22 protein-coding genes are annotated in these 24,478 nt (G+C 41.6%); 14 read left to right on the forward strand and 8 right to left on the reverse strand.

Annotated elements, in window-relative coordinates:
- Nucleotides 1-206 precede the first annotated feature (206 nt).
- From yfiR to yfiB, 3 genes are read left to right on the forward strand one after another with little or no spacing between them, the layout of a single operon-like run.
- Nucleotides 207-704: a regulatory sequestration protein YfiR gene (gene yfiR, locus AWW72_RS14425; RefSeq protein ID WP_502686081.1), complete on the forward strand. Its 498-nt coding sequence runs from the start codon at nt 207-209 to the stop codon at nt 702-704.
- 6 nt (nt 705-710) lie between these two features.
- Nucleotides 711-1,934: a diguanylate cyclase DgcN/YfiN gene (gene dgcN, locus AWW72_RS14430; RefSeq protein ID WP_047430658.1), complete on the forward strand. Its 1,224-nt coding sequence runs from the start codon at nt 711-713 to the stop codon at nt 1,932-1,934.
- Between the two features lie 8 nt (nt 1,935-1,942).
- The gene (yfiB, locus tag AWW72_RS14435; protein ID WP_004775757.1) at nt 1,943-2,422 is read left to right on the forward strand and encodes an outer membrane lipoprotein YfiB; all 480 of its coding nucleotides are present in this window, start codon (nt 1,943-1,945) and stop codon (nt 2,420-2,422) included.
- 49 nt (nt 2,423-2,471) lie between these two features.
- On the opposite strand, the gene AWW72_RS14440 is transcribed toward yfiB, so the two are convergent.
- Nucleotides 2,472-3,482 carry a metallophosphoesterase gene (locus AWW72_RS14440; protein ID WP_062847809.1) on the reverse strand — a complete coding sequence of 337 codons (1,011 nt, stop codon included), beginning with the start codon at nt 3,480-3,482 and terminating at the stop codon, nt 2,472-2,474.
- 169 nt (nt 3,483-3,651) lie between these two features.
- Between AWW72_RS14440 and AWW72_RS14445 the strand changes: the two genes are divergently transcribed.
- Nucleotides 3,652-5,214 (forward strand): phospholipase D family protein, encoded by a 1,563-nt coding sequence (locus tag AWW72_RS14445; RefSeq protein WP_227516937.1) that lies wholly within the window; start codon nt 3,652-3,654, stop codon nt 5,212-5,214.
- Here the strand turns inward: AWW72_RS14445 and AWW72_RS14450 are convergent.
- Complete coding sequence (locus tag AWW72_RS14450) at nt 5,207-6,037, reverse strand: lysophospholipid acyltransferase family protein (RefSeq protein WP_062847810.1); 831 nt, start codon at nt 6,035-6,037, stop codon at nt 5,207-5,209. The two genes, AWW72_RS14445 and AWW72_RS14450, sit on opposite strands and share 8 nt — an antisense overlap.
- A 190-nt stretch (nt 6,038-6,227) precedes the next feature.
- On the opposite strand from AWW72_RS14450, the gene AWW72_RS19475 reads away from it, so the two are divergent.
- From AWW72_RS19475 to AWW72_RS14475, 6 genes are all read left to right on the forward strand, one after another.
- The gene (locus AWW72_RS19475) at nt 6,228-6,368 is read left to right on the forward strand and encodes a hypothetical protein (protein ID WP_004775761.1); all 141 of its coding nucleotides are present in this window, start codon (nt 6,228-6,230) and stop codon (nt 6,366-6,368) included.
- Between the two features lie 74 nt (nt 6,369-6,442).
- The gene (hflX, locus tag AWW72_RS14455; protein WP_062847811.1) at nt 6,443-7,786 is read left to right on the forward strand and encodes a ribosome rescue GTPase HflX; all 1,344 of its coding nucleotides are present in this window, start codon (nt 6,443-6,445) and stop codon (nt 7,784-7,786) included.
- A 44-nt stretch (nt 7,787-7,830) separates the two neighbouring features.
- The gene (locus tag AWW72_RS14460) at nt 7,831-8,193 is read left to right on the forward strand and encodes a hypothetical protein (RefSeq protein WP_005259695.1); all 363 of its coding nucleotides are present in this window, start codon (nt 7,831-7,833) and stop codon (nt 8,191-8,193) included.
- A gap of 11 nt (nt 8,194-8,204) precedes the next feature.
- The gene (locus AWW72_RS14465; RefSeq protein WP_004775764.1) at nt 8,205-8,873 is read left to right on the forward strand and encodes an LrgB family protein; all 669 of its coding nucleotides are present in this window, start codon (nt 8,205-8,207) and stop codon (nt 8,871-8,873) included.
- An 87-nt stretch (nt 8,874-8,960) separates the two neighbouring features.
- Nucleotides 8,961-9,404: a DUF2147 domain-containing protein gene (locus tag AWW72_RS14470; protein WP_062847840.1), complete on the forward strand. Its 444-nt coding sequence runs from the start codon at nt 8,961-8,963 to the stop codon at nt 9,402-9,404.
- 206 nt (nt 9,405-9,610) lie between these two features.
- Nucleotides 9,611-10,054, forward strand: a complete 444-nt coding sequence (locus AWW72_RS14475) for a DUF2147 domain-containing protein (protein ID WP_373869378.1) — start codon at nt 9,611-9,613, stop codon at nt 10,052-10,054.
- Nucleotides 10,055-10,305: 251 nt separating this feature from the next.
- On the opposite strand, the gene AWW72_RS14480 is transcribed toward AWW72_RS14475, so the two are convergent.
- The gene (locus AWW72_RS14480) at nt 10,306-12,489 is read right to left on the reverse strand and encodes a carboxy terminal-processing peptidase (RefSeq protein ID WP_062847812.1); all 2,184 of its coding nucleotides are present in this window, start codon (nt 12,487-12,489) and stop codon (nt 10,306-10,308) included.
- Nucleotides 12,490-12,726: 237 nt separating this feature from the next.
- On the opposite strand from AWW72_RS14480, the gene nagZ reads away from it, so the two are divergent.
- Together nagZ and AWW72_RS14490 are read left to right on the forward strand one after the other, a co-directional pair.
- The gene (gene nagZ / locus AWW72_RS14485; protein WP_062847813.1) at nt 12,727-13,749 is read left to right on the forward strand and encodes a beta-N-acetylhexosaminidase; all 1,023 of its coding nucleotides are present in this window, start codon (nt 12,727-12,729) and stop codon (nt 13,747-13,749) included.
- Between the two features lie 315 nt (nt 13,750-14,064).
- On the forward strand, nt 14,065-14,907 hold the full coding sequence (locus tag AWW72_RS14490; RefSeq protein ID WP_062847814.1) for a class I SAM-dependent methyltransferase: 843 nt from the start codon (nt 14,065-14,067) through the stop codon (nt 14,905-14,907).
- Between the two features lie 59 nt (nt 14,908-14,966).
- On the opposite strand, the gene AWW72_RS14495 is transcribed toward AWW72_RS14490, so the two are convergent.
- The gene (locus AWW72_RS14495; protein WP_062847815.1) at nt 14,967-16,277 is read right to left on the reverse strand and encodes an alpha/beta fold hydrolase; all 1,311 of its coding nucleotides are present in this window, start codon (nt 16,275-16,277) and stop codon (nt 14,967-14,969) included.
- A gap of 354 nt (nt 16,278-16,631) precedes the next feature.
- Between AWW72_RS14495 and AWW72_RS14500 the strand changes: the two genes are divergently transcribed.
- On the forward strand, nt 16,632-17,897 hold the full coding sequence (locus AWW72_RS14500) for a glutamate-5-semialdehyde dehydrogenase (RefSeq protein WP_004775773.1): 1,266 nt from the start codon (nt 16,632-16,634) through the stop codon (nt 17,895-17,897).
- A gap of 73 nt (nt 17,898-17,970) precedes the next feature.
- On the opposite strand, the gene AWW72_RS14505 is transcribed toward AWW72_RS14500, so the two are convergent.
- The 4 genes from AWW72_RS14505 to edd form a co-directional block, all read right to left on the reverse strand.
- Entirely contained in the window at nt 17,971-18,486 is a 516-nt protein-coding gene (locus AWW72_RS14505; RefSeq protein WP_004775774.1) for a gluconokinase, read from the reverse strand.
- Nucleotides 18,487-18,506: 20 nt separating this feature from the next.
- Nucleotides 18,507-19,865 carry a GntP family permease gene (locus AWW72_RS14510; RefSeq protein WP_004775775.1) on the reverse strand — a complete coding sequence of 453 codons (1,359 nt, stop codon included), beginning with the start codon at nt 19,863-19,865 and terminating at the stop codon, nt 18,507-18,509.
- Between the two features lie 184 nt (nt 19,866-20,049).
- Entirely contained in the window at nt 20,050-20,679 is a 630-nt protein-coding gene (gene eda, locus AWW72_RS14515; RefSeq protein ID WP_062847816.1) for a bifunctional 4-hydroxy-2-oxoglutarate aldolase/2-dehydro-3-deoxy-phosphogluconate aldolase, read from the reverse strand.
- A 20-nt stretch (nt 20,680-20,699) separates the two neighbouring features.
- Nucleotides 20,700-22,553 carry a phosphogluconate dehydratase gene (gene edd / locus AWW72_RS14520; protein ID WP_004775777.1) on the reverse strand — a complete coding sequence of 618 codons (1,854 nt, stop codon included), beginning with the start codon at nt 22,551-22,553 and terminating at the stop codon, nt 20,700-20,702.
- 741 nt (nt 22,554-23,294) lie between these two features.
- Between edd and AWW72_RS14525 the strand changes: the two genes are divergently transcribed.
- Nucleotides 23,295-24,470 (forward strand): acetate/propionate family kinase, encoded by a 1,176-nt coding sequence (locus tag AWW72_RS14525; protein WP_062847817.1) that lies wholly within the window; start codon nt 23,295-23,297, stop codon nt 24,468-24,470.
- Nucleotides 24,471-24,478 lie beyond the last annotated feature (8 nt).

The raw sequence follows: 24,478 nt of genomic DNA on the forward strand, positions 1-24,478 counted from the left end.
ATGTGCATTCTACAGCATTCCCAACCCAATGCAACACCCTTTTTTAAATTTATTGGAATTATTTGATCGAACGCATACTTTTTGAACTGAATAGTTACTTTTATTGGCTTTCCTGAGTGATTAAGAACTTTTTTTAAACAATTAAGTCCAGTAGAATATGTCTCTTGCTTCACACTTTTTGGCACTTCTGATTGAAAATACGGTTTTTGAATATAAAAGCTCGATATCTATTGCTTGCAGTATTATTTACTGTAAGCCCGCTTTGCTATGCCATTTCAACTCATAACTTCTATGAGTTAGCACTATCCATATTAAGTTATAGTAAATGGACGAATACATCCCGTCCTTCTATCTGTGTGATTGATAATTCAGAAGCGGCAAGTCAGTTCCAGATGAACATCCGACAGCTTGCCTATGATTATCAGGTTCAGGCCGTAAGCGCGAAAGATTTCCCTAAGACAGAATGTCATGTGGCCTATTTCACTACGACATCACCACAACAGCAGCAGAATCTGATCCAGTCCTATCCGTCTCGCTCATTACTTTCTTTAAGTACCAACAATCCCGCATGTGAGGTGGGGAGTATTTTCTGCTTATATAATAAGAGAACCTATTCAACTTTTAAGGTTAACCTAGAAGCACTGAGTTATTCCAAAGTTCATATCGATCCACGAGTTTTACTCTTGGCGAAGAATGCGGAGTAAGCACAGATGATTTCCAACTTATATCAATCAACCTCCTTACATGCCTTATTCCGTAAATCCCAGTTTGCGATTTTTGCCATCACCTTTGTAATTTGTTCTTTTACTTTTGCCACAATTTCCATGTTTACCATGGAAACCTACGCTAAACAGAATTTACAACTTTTGAGCCAGACGGTGCTTGAACGAATTCAACCTGCGGTGGTGTTTAGAGATCGTGGGGCAATCGATCAGATTCTAGATGACTATACCCGTGAACACGCCATTCGTACGATCCATGTTTATGACCCTCAGCATCAACTTCTTGCCGAAAGTACTAAAAAAATAGCCCACACCTCAACCATGCAAGATTTAATGGATCGATGGTTTTTACATGATCCAGTTAAATTAATGATTGTTCATCATAAGAAAAAAGTTGGCGAATTGGTGTTATACGGTAGTTCAGAAAATATTTTGCACTTTCTGAAAACGATTATTATCGGTTTGGCAATTTCAATGTTCTTTATTGTGATTGCTTTATTATGGTCAGTGAATATTACCTACCGCCAAATCATGCAAGCAATTAAACCACTGACCCACATCGCCCAACTGGTGAGTGACCAGAAAGCTTATAATCTTCGTTTTCCAAACAACCATATTAAAGAGTTTCAGAACTTAAATACGGTGTTTAATGAACTATTAGAAGAAATTCAAATTTGGCACACTCACCTACAAAAAGAAAATCGTCAACTTTCATTTCAGGCACATCACGATCAGCTCACCGGTTTGCCAAATCGTCATTATTTCTACCAAGAGCTTTTCGATATTTTTGAGAACCCACAGTATCGTCACAATTCTGCCCTATTATTTATCGACAATAATAATTTCAAGATGATCAATGATCAGTTTGGTCACTTGGCAGGTGATGCTGTTCTAAAAGAAATGGGCGAACGTTTAAAACTTTCTGTCCGCCATGAAGATTTTATTGCCCGTTTGGGTGGGGACGAGTTTGCTATTATCCTGCATTCTATCCATCATGCGGATCACTTACAGACCATTGCTGAAGGTTTACTGGCAAGTTGCAAGGAGCCTTTAGATTTCAACGGTGAAATGATTCATTTTGGTTTTAGCTTAGGGATTGCCTTTTCACAGTTTGCAGAGAATCCAGAGGATTTGATTATGCAAGCGGATCAAGCCATGTATAAAGCTAAAAGTTTAAATCCACATTGGTTTCTTTATAAACCAGAAATTTAGGACATGTTATGCGCGCTCACACCATTAAAATTTCATTTATTGCGTTACTCTGCCTAACATTGGCTGGATGTTTAAGTTTTGGCCCGTTGAAATATCGTCAGGTTAAAATGTTAAAAAAAGAGGGGTTCGTTTTAACTGATGAAGGCTGGAGTCTCGGCTTACCAGAACGTTTATTATTTGATTTTAATAAAGTCGATATTAAGCCAGAGCATCAGCAAGAGATTGTACGTCTTGCAACTCAGCTCAATAAATATGACCTGCAAAAATTAAAAATTGTGGGACATACAGATAATATCGGTAATCCTGAATATAACCAGAAACTCTCGGAAGAACGTGCTCAAAGCGTTTCCGCTATTTTCATCGATCAGGGTTTTAAACCAAATAATTTAACTGTTCTGGGTCGTGGTTCAAATCAACCATTTGTGCCAAATACCTCGGATGAGAATCGTGCCAGCAACCGCCGCGTGAATGTGATTATTATTCCTTAATACATTCCAGTCATAAAAAAGCCGACTCAATCTAGTCGGCTTTTTTTATTTAAACCAGTTCAATAATATCGATCGTCGGTGGTACTCTAAACCGAAATGGTACACCCACCATTCCTGTGCCAACAGTCACAAACACATCGGCATGCTCATGCGTGTAAAAACCTTTTTTATGCCCAAGAATAGACACCCGCTTCATAATATAGTTGGTAATCCACGGCAATTCGATCTGCCCGCCATGCGTATGGCCCGATAACATTAATGGTCGAGTAGGTAATTCAGGTACCATATCAACGGTGTCAGGATTATGCGACAGAATCAGCCAAGGTTTGTCTTGAGGTAAGTCTGGCATAAAGCGCATATTCGCCTTCCCTGCCCACAAATCGCCGATACCAATGAGACGAAACTCACCAAAATCAACAATCTTACCTTCTATATCAATCACATTATTCTGCTCTAACGCTTTGCTCAACAATGCCTGAATCGGTGGCCCAGGATATTGTTCGTCGTGATTGCCAGGCACAGAATATACAGGTGCCTCAATTTGCTTGAGTACTTCTAGCTCATGTACCAAACGGTTTTCAGGTTCATAAGTCCAGTCCCCTGCCACCACAACCAAATCAGGTTTTTCTTCATTCAGTCTTTTCACAATCGTTTTTAACTGACGTTCATGGCCTGAAAATAATCCGACGTGCATATCGGCAACCAATGCGACTTTGACAGGACGGGTAAATTCACGTTTTGGATCGAGGCGATATTGATGACGTTTGATATGAACCTGATGTGGCTCAATAAAGCGCGCATAGATCAGTACGCTGCTTAATAAAAAGATGAACCCCGCCTGATGCAAGCTGTAATAACCGACCCAGCCTGCGTAAAGACTAAAGAACCAAAGCGGAACCAACAAATACGAAAGATAAAATGCCAGCAAATGCACAAAGGCTTTAAAGGGATGAATAGTTTCTGTACGTGCCTGATGGATCCAGGCTTGAATAAATGCCCATAATGCCAAAACAGCAAAAATAAGGTAAAAACCAAAAATAATAGTATCTGAATCCGACATTACAGCCCTCATTAACTTCACTTTAGGGACATACGTCTCATCTTATATTTATCTTTTTCGATGAAATGGTATACTCGAGCCCAACTTTTAATCAGTAACGATTATGACGCAATTTTCTCATTTAAATGGCAAACATACAAAGATAAGTACAACCGCTTACAATAAAAATATGCTTGCGATTTATTGCGCCATTACGTTAACGATGACGGGTTGTAGCACGCTACCCAAGCATAAGATTGAGCCTGTGATTCAAACGGTTGGTCAGATCGATACCACCCAAACCTCTTTAGCTCAAGTGATTCGTCCTTTACAAGAACAGCACCCCGATCTGACTGGCTATCATGTGTTGTATGAACCACTAGAAGCACTGGCTGCCCGTCTCCGTTTGATTGACAAGGCAGAGAAAACGCTCGATTTGCAATACTATATCTGGGATAACGACAAGGTTGGTGCTTTGGCACTGCACGCTTTAATTCGTGCCGCTGATCGTGGGGTAAAAGTCAGATTACTGATTGATGATAATAATGCCAAACATACTGAAGGTATTTTCTTAGCGCTGGCACAGCACCCCAATATAGAAGTTAAATTATTTAATCCTTACCGATTCCGTAAATACCGTGCACTGGATATGGTGCTCGACCTAAAACGTATCAACCGCCGAATGCACAATAAGAGCTTTATTGCAGATCATCAGGTGGCCTTGATCGGTGGTCGTAACATGACCAACCAATATTACAATGTCAGTGATACTTATCAATTTTCTGATGTCGATGTGATGCTGTTCGGTACTGCCGTCAATGATATTTCCAAATCATTTGATGATTACTGGAATCATGAATATGCATATGATGTCCGAGAAATTGTGAATCCAAAATCACATCGACTTAGCTATGAAAGTTTAAAGCAGCAACTCGATGAACACTATAAACGGATTACTGTACAGAATTATGTCGATTTGACCAGCCGCTCCCAAGCCATTGATTCACTTATGAATCGGGATATTTCTCTGGAATGGGTCAAAGCTGAGGTGGTGAAAGACTCGCCAGATAAAATCAAATCAAAAGCCAAAAAAGAAGAACATCTGAATTTCCAGCTGATCAATCATCTGGAACAGCCTGAAAAAAATATTGATCTGATTTCAGCGTATTTTGTTCCAGAAAAGAAAGGCGCGAAAATCTTAGGTGACTTAGCCCAAGAAGGCATCAAAGTCCGAGTACTCACCAACTCCTTTAAAGCCAATGACGTCGCTGTAGTCCATGCTTTTTATGGAAAGTATCGTCAGGAGCTACTGGAAAATGGCGTGCAGCTTTATGAGTTCCTTCCAGCATTGGATAAAAATGATTTAGATAAACATACCGAAGATTTAGCGAAAAAAGCCAAGGTTAATCTTAAGGGACTCAGTCGTTCGAGCCTACATGCCAAATTGATGGCTTTAGATGAGAAACAGGTATTTATTGGCTCATTTAATTTTGATCCACGTTCAGCCTATTTAAATACTGAAATTGGGGTGTTACTGAATAGCCCGCCATTAGCACAAGCTGTACATGCCACCATGGATCAAAACCTGAAAACCTATGCTTATCGTTTAGTGTTGGATGCAAATAAGAAAATTACTTGGCAGAGAGAAACGCCAAGAGGTCCTTTGATTTATACCAAAGAACCTAAAATGAAATGGTGGCAAAAAGCAGGCGTGAAAATCATTTCATGGCTGCCAATCGAAGGCTTTATGTAGACTCAGCCGTTTCTGGCAACACAGTCAATACCTTCTGCTGCAATTTAGCTAAGCCTGCGCGCATCTGGCGATCAACTTCTTTGGTTAAACTATCGACGGTATGCCCTTCGACTGAAATCGCAGGCAAAGTCATCAAATGTGCGGTGACTTTCGGCATTTCTAAAACACGCTGCACATGTTCTGCAAAGGTCATTTCGCCAATAAACGGCGCAACCAGATCGAGCTCTCCGTTCTGATTGACATAGCAAATCACACATACCTGTACAGGACGTTGTGCCTCAATAGCTGCCCCCAATAAACGCCCATGTACCTTTTTGACTTTACTTCCGTCTGTTGTGGTTGCTTCGGGGAAGAACAGAACAGGAATATCCTGTTTTAAAAATTCAGTAATCTGTTCACGGATACGGATTGAATCTCCCGAACCACGTTTGATAAATAAAGTCCCGCCCCCTTTTGCCAGTTTCCCCAAGATCGGCCATCTTTCAACTTCGGCTTTCGCCAGAAAGAAAATTCGAGCGCCAGAACCGAGTACAGCGACATCCAGCCATGAGATGTGATTACTCACCCAAAGTGCAGGTTCGCGTGGAATGGTGCCATGGACTTCGACTTCGATATTGAAAACTTCGCATAAACGGCGGCAGAAGTACTGCACATAACGCGTATTTACAGGATTATTTGGATCCTTATATAAACCATGACGGTAAATCAGATAAAAACCTTCACCTATTGTTTCTAGGCCTGAGGCTAACTTTTTACTATACAAACTCAATTTAGAGATTAAATTTAATGGTTGGTTAGTTACCGCAGTTGCTTCTTGAGTCATAAATCATTAAAACCGTACGCATAGATGCACATGTGCATTGAATTCATCCAGTTATATCATGCCGCTATCTACTTATAAAAGTTACCTGCATCATAAAAAACGAATGCGAGCATAATTTTTTTCAATTTTAAAAGGTTTATCTGATCAATTAGTATAAATAAATCGAATTTACTGATTGAAAGGTGATGTGATGAATCAGCAAAGCACAACATCAGAACCCCAAACCACCATTCCCTATGGCTATGCTTTAAGAATGATTCTCGGCTGGTCAATTTTATATATGGGCACACTGGTCGGATTCATTGAGCTTTTACGTCGTAATGTCATATAAATCGAGTAAGCCTTTGCCCTTTACTTGAAGTTTATTCTAGAATAAGACTTTAATAATAAGGATTACCTACTCGCGTGGAAAATTTTGAGCAGCGTCAAAGCGGTGAACGGGCAATTTTAGTCAGTGTGTCTGTTCAGCTACTCGATGATCTTGATGCTGAAGAGTTTCGATTGCTCGCTCAATCCGCTGGTGCTGAAATCCTTGAACATCTTTCTGTTCAACGCAATAAACCTGATCCCAAATTTTTTATCGGATCTGGCAAAGTTGATGAAATCGCTGAACTGGTTAGAGAAACAGAAGCAGAGCTGGTCATTCTCGATCACTCGCTTTCGCCTGCCCAAGAACGTAATCTTGAGCGAATCTTGAAATGTCGTGTGATTGACCGCACAGGTTTAATTCTAGACATTTTCGCCTTGCGCGCCCGTACCCATGAAGGGAAATTACAGGTTGAATTGGCTCAGCTTAAACATTTATCTACTCGCCTGATTCGTGGCTTTACTGGTAATTTAGAACAACAAAAAGGTGGTATCGGTCTACGTGGACCAGGTGAATCACAACTTGAAACTGACCGTCGTTTAATCCGTGTTCGAATTACCCAGCTCAAAGATAAACTGGTAAAAGTACAACAAACCCGTTTGCAAGGTCGTGCAGCAAGACAAAAAGCAGCTATCCCAACCATTTCACTGGTCGGTTATACCAATGCTGGTAAATCAACTTTATTTAATATACTGGCAAAAAGTGATGTCTATGCAGCGGATCAACTGTTCGCAACACTCGACCCAACCTTACGCCGTTTAGACTGGGATGGTATCGGCACTGTGGTATTGGCGGATACTGTCGGCTTTGTTAGAAATCTGCAACATGATCTGGTTGAATCATTTAAAGCCACATTAGAAGAAACCTTAGAAGCCACTTTGCTGCTTCATGTGATTGATAGCAGTAGTCCAAATATGCCAGAACAGATTGAAGCCGTTGAATCTGTTCTCAAAGAAATTGGTGCCGACGCGCCAATTTTGCATGTTTATAATAAAATCGACCAGAGTGGCGATGCTGCTAAAATTATTTATAAAGCCGCTGATCTACCTGACCGTGTTTATGTTTCCGCACATTCAGGACAAGGGCTAGAGCTACTTGCTCAGGCAGTCCAACAATGTCTATTGGGCCAGTTACAAGATTTTGATTTAGTGTTAAAACCTGCTTATGGGAAACTCCGTACCCAGTTATATACGCTGAATGTCATTCAGTCCGAGCATTATGATGACTACGGCAATTTACATTTATCGGTCTGTATTGCGCCGCATAAACTGGAACAACTCATTAAACAGGCACATTTGCCATTAGACGAAATACTTGGAAAAAAAGCTTCCTTATTCCAGCGACCTTTGGAAGAATTTGAGATCGACCAACCATCACCCTAATTGCAATCAGCCATCGTTTAGATCAGCGAGCTTAAGAGAAGAAAATGAAAGAGATTGATTGGACAGCCTGGTTTTTTACGATTTTATTAATCATTGTATATCGTGAGGGGGCTGTTGCGATCACCAAAGCCTTTGGTCATCCAGAATTAGGCAATCTCGTTGGACTGCTGAGCTTACTGGTAACTTTATTGATCTGGAGACGTTTCAAAAAAATCTCCAACCGCTTGATCGATACCAATAACAAGATCATGAAAGAAAGTGCTTTTGCCTTTCTGCCTATTTGTGCAGGTTCATTAATTATGCTGGTGCATTTAGGTAAAGAAATTCCTTTATTTTTATTTATCTTAACCTTTAGTACGTTATTGCCGCTGTGGGTTTACGCCAAAATGGCAAAACGCTGGTTATAAGGGGCTGATCTATGTTTATGGTTATTTATGGATTTATCATCACCCTGATCAGTTACCTGATTGCAAAGCCCTTAAATAAAAAATTCCCGCAAATTCCATTGATCGTTTTTGCTGTCTTTATTGTGATTGGTTTACTGTTCATTTTAGGCGTTCCCTATGAAAGCTATCTGGACAATGTAAATAACGTATTTAACCATTTACTGGGTTATGTCACTGTTGCTTTGGCAATTCCACTGGCTGCTATGCGCTATGACGATTTGCCGATCAAATCAATGCTCGGGATTTTATGTTTTGCCAGTATTAGCGCAGTGGCACTGCCAATGGGCTTGGCTTATTTACTGCATATGTCTGAACCGACCATTCTTGCTTTTGCGACGCGTGCCGTGACCACACCGATTGCACTGAATATTGCGACTCTGCTTCATGCACCTCTAATGTTGGTGACGCTGATTGTCATTTTATCTGGGGTGATTGGTGCTGCATTTTCGCCGTGGATCTTAAAACACATTCATGATGAACGTGCCTCAGGTCTGGCTTTAGGTCTGGCAGCACATGCCATCGGTACTGCTCAGGCATGGCAACGTGGCCCTGTCGCTGGCCGATATGCCGCTTTCGGCATGGCAGTCAATGGCGTGTTTACAGCAATTTGGCTGCCTACTTTTATTTTATCTTTATCTTAAAATTTGCCACAAATATCAGTTAATTATTGAACTGGTTGTCATAAATCATCCATAATGGCGGGCTTAACGTTAAAAGGATTTTTAATGATGGGCAAACAATTATTAGGTGCGTTATTCTTAACTGCGGTGAGCAGTTTTACTTTTGCAGAGGATATTACGGGGCTCTGGCAAAGTATTGATGACAAAACGGGGGCACCTAAAGCATTAGTTGAAATTCGCAAAGAGACGAATGGCACCTATGCTGGAAAAGTCGTAAAACTCACACCACGTACAGGCTATACACCAAAAGAAACTTGTGTAGATTGTCCTGCGCCATATACCAACAAACCCATTGTCGGTCTGGATGTTGTGACAGGTTTAAAATACACAGATGGTTTGAATTATACCAATGGCCGTATTCTCGATCCAAATACAGGCAAGGTTTATAGTATGAAAGCCAAATTAAGTGCAAATGGCAAACGTCTGCATTTACGTGGTTATCTGGGCGTTTCTGCGCTAGGCCGTAATCAGATCTGGATACGTGCCGAGTAAAAATTTGCAGGGCTAATAAATTACCCTGTTTATATTTAAATATGTTTAAAAAGCCTCTTCATCATCTAAAGATGGAGGGGCTTTTTTTAATGAAAAAATAAAAAACTATCGAATTTTCAAATATAAATATACAACTGTAAAATAATGATTGAATCTTTAATTAGAGATACTACATAATAAAAACGGGTGTTAAACGGATTTTAATGATGAGCAAAAAACTAATAAGCGTTTTATTTTTAACAATGATCAGCAGTTTTACTTTTGCAGAGGATATTACGGGGCTCTGGCAAAGTATTGATGACAAAACAGGGGCGCCAAAAGGGTTGGTTGAAATTCGAAAAGAAACCAATGGAACATATACTGGCAAAGTTGTAAAACTCACACCACGTACAGGCTACACACCTAAAGAAACCTGTGTAGACTGCCCTGCACCTTATACCAACAAACCGATTGTAGGTTTAGATGTGGTGACAGGTTTAAAACATAGTGAGGGCTTAAACTATAGCAATGGCCGTATTCTCGACCCGAATACAGGCAAAATTTATAGTATGAAAGCCAAATTGAGTGCAAATGGCAAACGTCTGCATTTACGTGGATATCTAGGTGTTTCTGCACTGGGCCGTAATCAAATCTGGATACGTGCCGAATAAGACATTCTGATTAAACAAATCAGCAATGTAACTTGGATGATCCCACGTCAATCCATCGTAATTTAAGACAAAGGCTTCTTCATCTTGGTAAAAGGTGAAGAAGCTTTTTCTATTCTCTTTAAAACTGACAGGCATAAAATGATGCCAATGTCAGATCCTCTTACATGTACGTAGCGACATGAGAATCGAGATTAAAAAAGCAATAAAAAGCCCTGTATCAAACAGGGCTTTTTATTTAAAACAATATCAACTTAACGATTTTGTAGCTTGGCATAATCTAAAAGTACATTTGCCGCTTCGGTGATGAAGGTTTCTTCTTCAGGAAGTGGCGGACGTAAATGCGCTTTCATTTTGGCACGAGATTCAATCAAAGCATCAATCGAAGCTTGGTAACTTTCCCAGTTTGCATAAGGTGCCAGACCTGTTGCTGCACGGCGCTGATTTTCAGCATTCAAAGTTTGCTTTTCTAGATCAAGTAACTCTGCACGACGCTGGTTGATATCCAGCACCACTTTCTTCTGATCAGAGGTTTTCTTGGCAATCGCTTTACGCGTTTCCAAATACTTAAACTGTGAATCGGCTGCTACACGTTGCTGAGATGATTCCGTTAACTTGGCAATATAAGGTTGTACTGAACCTTCACGCTTAAATGGTGCAGTTGGAATCGTATCCCACTTCAAGGCATTTTTCGCTTTACGTTCACCAAACTCTTCATTGTAGATATCAACGAGTTTGATGTCTGGCACAACCCCTTTATTTTGCGTACTTCCACCCGTAATCCGGTAGAACTTACGTTGGGTCAGCGTTGCCTGACCATAAGCCAGTGAATCCAGTTGAACCTGCGCCGTACCCTTACCTGTAGTGGTGCTACCAATGATAATACCGCGCTCATAATCCTGAATTGCAGCCGAATAAATCTCACTTGCAGAAGCCGATGCCAAGTTGACTAATACAGCCATTGGGCCAGCATAAAGCTGTTCGCCACCATCCGTATCTTCAAAGACATTAACATTGCCATTGCCATCACGGATCTGTACCACTGGCCCTGACTTGATCACCTGACCCAGCATACGTGCCACTTCTTCTAAAGAGCCACCTGGGTCATTACGCAAGTCAACCAAAATACCTTCAACTTTTTGCGCTTTCAGCGATTCCAAAGCTTTAGCTGTATCTTCAGAAACTGAACGGTACTCGGTTCCCGCGCGGCGTGAGCGATAGTCGAAATAGAATGATGGAATTTCAAGGACGCCAAATAAGTGTTTTTTACCGTCACGGGTGATTTCAACCGTACGCGAACGAACACCCGCATCTTCTTCCTGAATAATGTCGCGCGTTAAGGTGACATTACGTGCCTGACTCATTGGTGCCCCTGCACCTAATAAACGAACCACCACTTTGGTGCCACGTTTACCGCGAATCAAACCAACAATTTCCGAGCTCGGCCAGCCGATCACATCCACCATTTTATCGCCATCTTGAGCGACACCAATGATGCGGTCTCCTGATTTCACCTGACCAGACTTGCTTGCAGGGCCACCTTCAACAATCGTTTCGATCTTGGTGTAATCTTCATTGCCACGTTCTGGACGGATCGAAACACCAATCCCCTCAAGTTGCAAGGTGGTTTGACGATTCAGCTCCATCGCATCAATTGGAGGATAATAGTTACTATGCGGATCATAGGTCGCCATCATCGCATTCAGGGTTTTATCGAGTACATCGTCACTCTTGACCCGACCAATACGCTCTAACTGGCGGGTATAACGCTTGGTTAGCGTCTGAACTGGAGTTAAATCTTCTGGGCCAGTCAAATCCTGACCATTGGCTAGCGATGGATCTGCTTTTAACGCTTTTTGCTTGGCCTGTTCTTCTTCTTTGCTAATCGTCAAATTAATCAGCTGTGAAACCAGCATTTTTTGCCAATGTGCCCGTTGCTCAGCAGCGGTCTGGAAATACGGTGCTTTTTCACGATCCGTTTCAAGATAGACATCTTTTTGATTTAAGTTCTGTGGCTTCTTCAACTCGGCCAACATAAACTCATAGAACTGTTTCAAACGGTCACGATATTGGGCGTGAATGGCAAAAGGCCCAGTTAAGTTCCCTGCTTTTAATGAGCTACCAAAAGTTGAACCATACTTATTCTTATAGTCTGCAACTTCACCGCTTAAAAATAATGAATGATCTGGATCAAGACTATCAAGATACATATCCAAAATACGGTTTGAAGTGGTTGCATCTAAACGCATATTCAAATAATGCTGGCGATCAACCAAAGTTGCGAGCTGACGTGACACGAGCGCTTGTTCTTGTGATGGCTTGATGACGGTTGAAACAACTGGAGTCTCGGTCGCCGCAAACGCCTCATTCATGGTATGAGAGAAAAATAAACCACCAGTCGCAATCGCAACTGCACACGCTATCATTTGAAGTTTCATAAAATTTTGGTACTTCCTTGGATATGGCAATTATTACACGCTGATACTGTCAATATGAACACATTTCATTCGATACTTTACCAACTTGCAGAACTCATTGGTCGTCATAAATAAATGACCAATAAGCACTTATCATCAATATCATGTAGTTTTATCATATTCTGTACTGACAAAATGTAGCAAATCATTGCACAATTTAGCTATCGTTTTTTTCATCAAAATTCAAACGGAATCCTTATGATCGGCGCATTGATGCTAGATATTGCTGGCACAGAACTTACTCAAGAAGATATTGAACTATTACAAGCTCCGCAAGTCGGTGGCATGATTTTATTTGCGCGCAACATTGAATCACCTCAACAAGTCCGTGCTTTAACCGATCATATGCGTCAAGTCCGTCCAGATATTCTGATTGCTGTCGATCAGGAAGGTGGACGTGTACAGCGCTTAAGACAAGGCTTTACCTTGTTACCCGCAATGGGACGCTTAGGCGAGCGTTATCTCACTCATCCTGAGCAGGCAATTGAACTGGCTGAACAATGTGGCTGGCTCATGGCGATTGAAGTATTGTCTGTTGGTATTGATTTTAGCTTTGCACCTGTTTTAGACCTCAATGACGTTAGTGATGTTATTGGCGATCGTGGCTTTGCAAAAAATATACAGGACATCGTTCCACTTGCAGATGCCTTTATGCGAGGTATGAAAAAAGCAGGAATGGCGACGACGGGTAAACACTTCCCAGGGCATGGTTCAGTCAAAGCTGACTCACACGTTGCAGCCGCAATCGACAGTCGTTCATATCAGGAAATCTATGACAAAGATATGCAAAGCTTTATCAAGTTGATGCCACAACTCGATGCCTTGATGCCTGCTCATGTGATCTATGATCAAGTTGATCCAAATCCAGCAGGTTTCTCACCTTTCTGGTTACAAGAAATCTTACGTAAACAACTTAAATTTGACGGCGTACTTTTCTCAGATGACTTGAGTATGCAAGCTGCCTGTGTCGCAGGCGGTGCAGATGCACGTATCCAAGCAGCATTAAATGCAGGTTGCGATATGGGTCTGGTATGTAATGACCGCGCCGCAGCGTGTACTGCATTGGATGGCATCCAAACATTGGCTTTACCAAACCAACAACGTTTAGAGCGTATGCGCGGTAAAATTCCAAATATCCAAATCGGTACAACATTAACTTTAGACGATGAAAACTGGCATAACGTCAGAAAAGTCATTGAAGAATTTAAGAATTCGTTCTAACTTTACTAAGATCATTGATAAATCTTTATTGCATAAGATTTTCTCAACAATTAGATACTCGGTAAAGTCATCCGCAACCTGCGTGATTTCAAAAAGATAGATGCTATGTCTACTATGTTGAAATTAATCACATGCAAGAAATGAACAGGTTTTGCGGGTGACAATGGTTTTGCCTACTTTTCCCGAAAGAAAAGTAGGTCGAGCCGAAGGCTGATAACTAAAATAAGATGAGAACACAGTATGACTCTGCTATGAAAATTACGGCATAAAAAATATCAAAGATAAATTTATGGAAAAAAATAGAGTCTAGGACAGATGACACAAAAACTTTCAAAACATCGCCATATTTCATTTACTGCACACTACACAGGCTATATCTGGTATCAAATGGGGATCTCACATCCAGCACTAGCAACAAAAAAAGGCAAGACCCTCGCCGCCTTAGTCCACCCAATTGAAAGCTGGGCTGAAAAATATGTTGGCGGCAGCATGCGTACCACATTAAAGCAACGCCACACCATGCTTGATTCACATTTAGAAGCACTGATTCAGCAACACCCCGACTTGCAGGTACTGGAAATTGCCTGTGGCCTATCCCCTCGCGGCTGGTGGTTTAGACAACATTACCCTGAGATCACCTATCGTGAGCTAGACTTGCCGGACATGGCAGCCACAAAACAAGCAGCGTTACAACAGATTGAACAAAATACCGATGAAGTGTTGTCTGTCGATTTATTTACTGAAGCATTTGCTTCGGCATTTGAAGTGTTTGATCCGCAACGTCCATTGGTGATCATGAGTGAAGGGCTGATAAACTACTTTGAAAAACCGTTGTTACAGCAACTCATTCAAGCCATTGCCACCTACGGCCAAAATTTTAAAGAACTGCATTATTTAACAGATATTTATCCAGAACCCACTCAAAACAAATTGGCGACCATTATCTGGAATAGCAGCCGTTTACTCAAATGGATGTCACGCAGTGCCTTTAGCTTTCATTTCAAAACCCCAGTTGAAGTCGAAAACTTTTTTCATGAAGCTGGTTTTAACCACGTCGATGTCTTGCAACCCAAACAATTTTTTGAACAGACCGCTTTAGAAAACAAGCAACAACATTTAGGCGATTTAGTCTGGGTCATTCAGGCAAGCAATAAATAATCCTCAATAAAAAAGGGAAATGGTTGATCCACTTCCCTTTTCCAATTTTGAAAGATTGATTAAATCTGTTTTTGACGCTCAATAAAGCGAGTTAAGCGCTCAGCCACATCAAAACTACCATGCTTAAATAAGATACGTAAGCCTTGTTCTGTTGCATCAAAAATTAAGCATTCAATTTTAAACTCGCCTTCTTCATCCACTAAATTCAAAGCCAAATCACGTGGATACTGACTGACAAAATCAAGCTGTTGCGGTTGATGAAGTTTTAAGTAAACGCCAAAGAAGGTGATATCAACAATGCTCACCGCTGCCTCAGTATCTAAATGACGATGGGTCAGTTTGGTTTCTGGTTGCAAGACTGCAATACGTTCTTCACCACGACGCTCAATCTGTTGCATCTGTTCACGATTCATCGGAATGATGCCATCCAGATTGTCGATAGATTCACCTTTTAAGAAGGTGGTAAACAGATTCATGGTTTCTTTACGACGTTGCAATTGCGGGACATGATCTGCATTGGCAATCAAGGCAAACTGCATGTCTTGGCATTGCAAGGCAAAATCTGCATTTTCATGGGGCAAGGTAAAGCTATCGTACTGCCCTGCCGCAACTAACGTTTTACATTGTGGTACAGGCACATTACTTAAACGCAATAAGCGGTTGCAGTTAATTTCATAACGCTCGCGCTCTGTGGCACTAAACTCAGCCATTTGTCTGAAGAACAGGCGCTTAGCAGTTGGCGACATGCGTGTTTTGTCCAGTTTCGCATGATTCACAAGATAGAGAATAACAGCCTGTCCAAACTCTTCCATGCGATCTTCACGCATTAAATGCAAAGACTCTTCAAGCAGCATACGCCAGCTTTTACGTGTCTTCTGCATGACCCCCATCAATACCATACGGTCAATCAGTTCTGGGCGCTGGTCTGCAAATGAAGAAGCGACCACCGACCCCAATGACATCCCCATCATTGAAACCTTATCGATACCAACAATATCAAGCCATTGACCAAGCATTTTTGATAAATCAGGGAGTTCCAGAATTCCAGCAGATTCACCTGTATCAACATTACGAATCTGTTGATTCGCGCCCATTGAAGGTAAATCGATTAAAATCACAGGTCCACTCTCAAAGAGTTGCTCAACGCAATACTTATAAGAGTTAAAATTTTGAAATGCGCCCCCGACAATGACAATCGGCGTGTTATAGATCGTTTTAGGATCTGCAATCGCCATATATTCAATTTTCCAACCATCGATCCATGTTGTACGCGCTGGTTGTTTAAAACTGTTTTTATTGTATATGTCGAAAAAACCAAAGCCTGTGTAGGTATGATTTATATCCGAGTCCATTTGGATAATGGAATTCATGTCCTTCCTCCATCCTTGTTTATTTTTCTGTTGCAAGCATCACACTTTTACCGATTGCTAGCTGCAAGTTAACAAATTTATAAAATTTGTATTACATTTATCCTATACTTTTTCATTCTATACATATGCACGTTTTATACGCAATCATTTCCTTAACCACTTATCTTGTTTAAATGAATAATCTTTTGCAAAATATGTAGTCTTGGCTTTAGATTCAATATCTTCATCGCACTAAAATAAAAAATTTTGCGCCAATTAACGTTTTATAATTTTTTGAATTGTTAGTTTCGCCTATTCATTGTTCAGCATTTGGCTGTTACTATCTTTATAAATACATGCAAATATCAAACTGCTATGCAAGACTCTATTCAAAATTATATGCAACAAGTCGGTGCTCAAGCGCGTCAGGCATCTCGTATGTTAACGAGTGCATCAACGCATTTGAAAAATCATGCCTTGTCTGCCATCTATACAGCCTTGGAAAATAATCAGGCTCAGATTTTAGCAGCCAATCAAATTGATATGGACAATGGTCGCCAACGTCAATTGGATAGCGCCCTGCTGGATCGTTTAGAGCTTACCCCCGCACGCTTTAAAGGCATGCTCCAAGGCTTAAAAGATGTAATTGGTCTTGTTGACCCAATTGGTGAAATTACAGATTTAGCTTATCGCCCTTCAGGTATCCAGTTGGGTAAAATGCGCGTTCCTTTGGGCGTGATAGGGATGATTTACGAATCAAGACCAAATGTGACCCTTGAAGCGGCATCACTGGCGTTGAAATCTGGTAATGCGATTATTTTACGTGGTGGTTCAGAAGCACTTGAGTCAAACAAGGCGATTGCGACCGCGATCCAGCATGGTTTACAAATTTCGGGCTTGCCTGAGCATGCGGTTCAGGTGATTGATACACCAGATCGTGCAGCTGTTGGACATCTAATCACCATGACTGAGTTTGTTGATGTAATTGTTCCGCGCGGTGGTAAAAGCCTGATCGAACGTATCAGCAATGAAGCACGTATTCCTGTCATTAAACATTTAGATGGCAACTGCCATGTGTTTGTTGAAGCTCAGGCCGACCTTCAAAAAGCGTTACCGATTGCCCTGAATGCAAAAACGCATCGCTACGGCGTATGTAATGCTATGGAAAGTTTATTGGTTGACGAAGCGATTGCTGAAGAATTCTTACCACGTATTGCTGAACTGTATGCCGAAAAGCAGGTTGAACTGCGTGGCTGCCCTGAAACTCAACGTATTTTAGGTGTCTCGGTCAAGGCTGCAACGGAAGAAGACTGGTACACCGAATATCTAGGGCCAATTCTTGCTGTAAAAGTTGTGACGGGAATGGATGAGGCGATTGAGCATATTAATAAGTATGGTTCACACCACACCGATGCCATCATTACCGAGAACTTTAGTCTAGCACGCGAGTTTTTGGCACGCGTTGACTCAAGCTCAGTGATGATCAATGCTTCTACCCGCTTTGCTGACGGTTTTGAATATGGTCTAGGCGCAGAAATCGGGATTTCAACCGATAAAATCCATGCTCGTGGCCCAGTTGGCCTAGAAGGTTTGACCTCGCAAAAATGGATTGTGTTTGGCGACGGTCAAATCCGCCAATAATTAAATTTGCTATATAAAAAAACGCCTGATATTGATCAGGCGTTTTTTATTTTTATTACTTATGCAGTTAAGTTCAGATTTCTTGACATATGCCCTTGCTTAGATCAAGTTGTTGCATGACCTGCGTAACAATTTGTTCAGGTGATAAAGCAATATCAATCGTAATTGCTTCATAAGCATCAGGTTCTTCTAAAGTATCCAGTTGGGTTTGTAATAAGGATGGATCAAAGAAATGTCCCGATCTGGCTGCCAGCCTTTGTTGTAATAACTCATACGAGCCTTTTAAGTACAGAAACTTAATGTTCTGGTCTTGTCCTCTTAAAATATCACGATACATTCGTTTTAAAGATGAGCATGTAAATACCGTAGTTTCACCCATGCTTTGCTTTGTTTCGATCACCTGACGAATGGCTTGTAACCAAGGTAGACGATCTTCATCTGTCAAAGGTATGCCTTGGCTCATCTTACTTTTGTTGGCAACCGAATGCAGTGTATCACCATCAACAAAATCACAAGCCAGACGCTCCGACAATAACTCACCAATGAGGGTTTTTCCTGTCCCACAGACACCCATTGCAATCACAATCATGAATTATCTCCCTCTAATCCCTACAAAATAGCGCTAAGCAACAATGTAAAAGACAAACCAAGTACCGAAATAATCGTTTCCAGTACCGACCAAGTTTTAAGTGTCTGTCCAACCGTCATACCAAAATACTCTTTGATTAGCCAGAAACCTGCATCATTCACATGCGAAAAAATTAAAGAGCCAGAACCCGTCGCTAATACCAGAAGTTCAGGTCTAACCACCACACCAGCTGCCGCAGCAATCGGTGCAACAATACTACACGCCGTCGCCATAGCCACTGTAGCCGAGCCTGTTGCCAGACGTATCAAAGCGGCGACAAACCACCCTAACAGTAAAGGTGAAAGATTTGCTTTTAAGGCAGTCGATACAATTTCATGGGAAATCCCACTGTCTCTTAAAATACCACCAAAACCACCGCCTGCACCGACAATCAACAAAATACCAGCAATTGACGCCAGACATCCACCACAGAATTTTTCGATTTGCTCACGATTGAATCCTTGCATGGAACCAAAGGTAATAAAGCTGACCAACACCGCAATCAACAATGCAATATCAGAAGAACCAATGAAACGTAATAGCTCATTTGGAAAGGTTTTTGGAGCAAAGAAAATATCTGCCCAGCTTCCGACCAGCATGAGTACAACGGGTAACATGATCGTAAACAGCGTAAGACCAAAGCTTGGTAATTCACGAGTTCTGTCATGATTTACTTCAACAAATTGTGTCGCCAGCGGGTTGTTTTCAGGCAATTTGACATACTTGTTGATCCATAAAGCATATAACGGACCCGCAACAATGGCAGTCGGAACACCGACCAACAAACTGTACATAATTGTTTTGCCAATATCAGCATGATAGGCCTGAACCGCGAGTAAAGCAGCGGGATGTGGGGGAATTAAACCATGCACCACCGATAGACCTGCGACCATGGGCAAGCCAACGACAAGCAATGATTTACCTGTCCGCTTAGCAATGTTGAATACAATTGGGATCAGTAGTACAAAACCGACTTCAAAAAAAACAGGAAGACCAACGATAAGTGCAATAAACATCATGGCCCAATGAATATACTTTTCACCAAACCATTCAATTAAAGTAATTGCAATCCGTTCTGCACCGCCCGATTCGGCCATCATCTTGCCGAGCATGGTGCCTAACGCAATCACAATTGCAAGGTGGCCCAAAGTGTTCCCAGTCCCCTTTTCATAGGATTTGACAATCCCGTCCATTGGCATACCAACGGCAAGACCTAAACCGAGAGAAACAATAATCAGAACTAAAAAGGGATAAATTCGAAACTTCGCAATCATAACCACTAAAGCAATAATCGCGATTACAGTGTAGATAAGCAACATGCCACCTTGAACCGTCTCCATGTAAAACTTCTCCTTGGAGTAATACTATTTAGGCACCAACCTAAACAAAGGTCTTCAATCAAAGTAATCCTACTGTTGAGACACTAATTTTTATATTTAGGTATGACCAGCGTTCACTGGCCATAACGACACGACATCTAAAGCGCATAAAATGCACTTCATTTTTTATAAATTTTGACTAGATTTATAAAGCTTTTAACTGGCTCGCAATTTGTGCCAAGCGAGTAATTTCAGCCCAGTCCTGAGTCGCGACAACCGCTTTAGGTGTTAACCATGAACCACCGACGCACACGACATTAGGTTGCTTTAAGAAATCTGGTGCTGACTCAGCCGAGATTCCACCCGTTGGACAAAAACGTAAGTTTGGAAATGGACCATAAAAGGCTTTTAGCATTTCAACACCGCCAGCCTGTTGAGCTGGGAAGAACTTCACGATGTCATAGCCCAATTCAATTGCCTGAATCAGATCACTTGGTGTCATCACACCCGGCAATAGAGGTAAGCCAGCATCTTGTGCAGCCAAATGCAGATCTTTAGTTAAACCCGGAGATACACCAAATTGAGCACCAGCATTTTTAGCTTGAGCACAATGTTCCGGTTTGGTAATGGTACCGACACCCACCACAATGTCATCAGCCAATTGACTCGCACGCTCAATGGCAGCCAGTCCCGCGGCGGTACGCAAAGTAATCTCAAGAACTTTTACACCACCCGCATGTAACGCGCGTGATACATCTTCACCTTGCTCGGCAGAATCAAATGCCAATACAGGAATGACTGGACCTAATTTGACGATATCTTCAATTTTAATCATTATTTTTCAGTTCCTTTGATTCAAATCTGCTCTGGCGAATTTTCACCAACTAATGCACCAAACACAGATGCGCCATGTTCAGCTGGCGCAGCAGCAGCACGGAAAACACCAAATAATTCACGGCCAAAGCCAACTTCGTTTTCAGCCTGATGTTCTGGCTGCGCAACAGGTCGTGCTTGCCATACATCGTTATCTATTTCAACATCGAGTACGCCTGCCTCAGCATCAATAATCAACATGTCCCCAGTTTGAACTTTAGCAATCGGTCCATTTAACAAAGCTTCTGGAGATAAATGAATTACCGCAGGAACTTTGCCTGAGGCACCAGACATACGCCCATCCGTCACTAAAGCAACATGGAAACCTTGATCTTGTAAAACACCCAGCACTGGCGTCAGACGATGCAATTCAGGCATACCGTTGGCACGGGCACCTTGAAACCGAACAACTGCAATAAAGTCCCGGTGCAACTCACCACGATCAAACGCAGCTTGCACAGCTTCTTGAGAATCAAAGACAATTGCGGGAGCTTTAACTTTACGATGTTCAGGTGCAACAGCAGAAATCTTGATGACACCACGACCAAGGCGACCTTGCATTAAACGCAAGCCACCATCTGGTTGAAACGGGGCGTCAATGCTACGAAGGACTTTATCATCAAGACTTTGAACCACACCGTCAACCCAAATGAGCTTAGCGTCAATTAATTTAGGTTCTTTTGTATAATGTTGTAAGCCTTTACCTGCAACTGTCGTTACATCGTTATGTAATAAACCAGCCTCGAGTAAGTTACGAATAAGGAATGCTACTCCACCCGCAGCTTGGAAATGGTTTACATCGGCTTTACCATTTGGATAGATTTTTGCCAGTAGCGGAACAACAGCAGACAACTCATCAAAGTCATCCCAGTCAATCAAAATGCCAGCCGCGCGTGCAATTGCAATAAGGTGTAACGTGTGATTAGTTGAACCGCCTGTAGCGAGTAAAGCCACGATGCCATTGATAATGGCTTTTTCATCAACAACATGACCAATTGGAGTGTAGTTACCTCGCTCTGCAGTTAAGTCAAGAACACGCTTAGCGGCTTCAGCGGTCAGTGCATCACGTAATGGTGTATGAGGGTGAACAAATGCGGCGCTCGGCAAATGTAAACCCATCACTTCCATTAGCATCTGGTTACTGTTCGCAGTCCCGTAGAATGTACATGTCCCCTGACCATGATAGGCCGCTGATTCAGCTTCAAGCAAAGCATCGCGACCCACTTGGCCTGTAGCAAATTGCTGGCGGATTTTGGCTTTATCATCATTCGATAAACCACTACTCATCGGACCGGCAGGAACAAAAATAGTCGGTAGATAACCAAATTGTAAGGCACCAATCAGTAAGCCTGGCACGATCTTATCGCACACCCCGAGACACAATGCCGCATCGAACATGTTATGCGAAAGTGCAATCGCGGTACTCATTGCAATTGTTTCACGTGAAAACAATGACAATTCCATACCAGCATTACCTTGAGTAATACCATCACACATTGCTGGTACACCACCAGCAAACTGTGCCACACCACCATTTTCACCAGCGGCTGTTTTTATAATGTCTGGAAACGTTTTGTAAGGGGCATGTGCCGAAAGCATTTCATTATATGAAGACACAATACCAATATTAGGTTCACGTCCAACTTTAATAATTAATTTTTCATTATCTTCCATGCTGGCAAAACCATGCGCTAGGTTGGCACACGAAAGCGCGCCACGAGCTGGAAATTTACCTTGGGCATGTTCAATACGTTGTAAATATGCAGAACGCGTTTTTTGGCTACGCGCAATTACTCGTTCGGTAACTTTTGCCAATATTGGGTTGGGCAAGTCCATGCTGGACGCTCCTGTACAACTGGATAAGCTGGAAAATAAATGCAACAGATGATCGACATCCTGATCACCTGTTAAAGGATGTACAATAGTATTAATGCAAAAAGCGACATGCAAGCCCTCAGCAATGCAACAAACTTGTACAAAATAACAGCGTGAATATTTTTATCGCTTAATTCCCTTCACAGAAATGGTTTTACTTTTGTTAATATAAATTGATCCATCAGAATAAATAAATATGAGAAAATTCTATTATTTTCAAAGCAATAAAATATATTTATAAATGTAGAATTACCTCTACTTTCGGTGCCATTTTATATTAAAAATATTTATCACTTACTGTTTAAACCTATATAACAGTGGCAAAAGCTGAACTTCATTTACGTATATTATTTGTAATATATTTTTCCGATTAATATAAGAGACATCATTTATTATTTAAGAAACACTTCCACTTAATACTTGAATTTTACACTGAATAGTCATCTGTTCTTTATAAATATATAGAAGAATCTGATTGCATCATCTACAAAAAAGCCGCATATCATGTTTAAACTTTAGACTAAAAGTTTAGGTGTTATAAATGAAGGACTGTCAGATAGTGCTTAAGTCTAATGGGCTAAAGTCTATCTTCGCCAATACGACGTCCCATGTTAAAACATGGCGCTTGATTCCACTGCCTCATGCGTTGCAGCAAGATCAAAGTGTTGATCATAAAATTTAAAATCTGTTAGGTGTTCAAACGTGGCTATATCTGTATTAGTAATTAACTGTGGTTCATCATCAATCAAATACGCGCTCATCTCGGAACGCCGTGAAGATCGTATTTATGGTTTGGCAGAAAATCTGGGCGCAGCAGATGCCCGTATTAAAGGGGTCACACTGGGTGGTGAACCGTTAGAACTTTCAATTCCTTATGCAGATCATGCCAAAGCACTGGAAACCTTGCTGGCACGTTTAGCCAATTATAATCCACAGGCCATTGGACACCGCGTAGTGCACGGCGGCAATATCACCAAAGCAGAATTGTTAACACCTGAACTGGTACAACGTATCGAAGCTGCGACTCCTCTTGCTCCCTTACACAATCCAGCACATTTAATTGGAATTGAAGCCACCATGCGCTTATTCCCGCAACTGCCACAGGTTGCTGTTTTTGATACCGCATTCCATCAGACCATGCCTGAACACGCTTATCGCTATGCACTGCCACAGTATTTGTACACCGAACATCAAGTGCGTCGTTATGGTTTCCATGGCACTAGCCATGCCTACGTGACAGAACGTGCCAGCGAACTGGCGGGTAGCAAGAATCAAGGAGGCTGGCTGAGTGCCCATTTAGGTAATGGTAGTTCAACCTGTGCTGTATGGAATGGACACAGCGTTGATACCTCAATGGGCATGACACCACTAGAAGGTGTGGTGATGGGTACCCGTAGCGGTGATGTCGATCCGAGTCTTCACCTATTCCTTGCCAGCAATCTTGGCTGGGATATCCAGAAAATTGACAGTATGCTCAATAAAGAAAGCGGCTTACTGGGCCTGTCTGGTTTATCCAATGACATGCGCACCTTAGTGGAAGCCTCTGAAAATGGACATGAAGATGCAACGCTTGCGATTGAAGTATTCTGCTATCGTCTAGCTAAATCTTTATCCGCTTTAAGTTGTGGTTTACCACATCTGGATGGTTTAGTCTTCACAGGTGGTATTGGCGAAAACTCAGCCTATGTCCGTGAAAAAACATTGGGCTATTTATCTCACTTTGGTTTGCAATTTAGCAAAGAGAAAAATGATGCTTTAGCACGCGGTAGCGAAGGTCGTATTGATAATGGTACGGGTCCACAAATCTGGGTCATTCCAACTGATGAAGAAGGCCGTATTGCCAAAGAAACCCGTCAAGTGATTGAGCCAACCGCTTAATTTATTCA

It is taken from the genome of Acinetobacter sp. NRRL B-65365, assembly GCF_001605865.1.
GTDB classification, from domain to species: domain Bacteria; phylum Pseudomonadota; class Gammaproteobacteria; order Pseudomonadales; family Moraxellaceae; genus Acinetobacter; species Acinetobacter vivianii.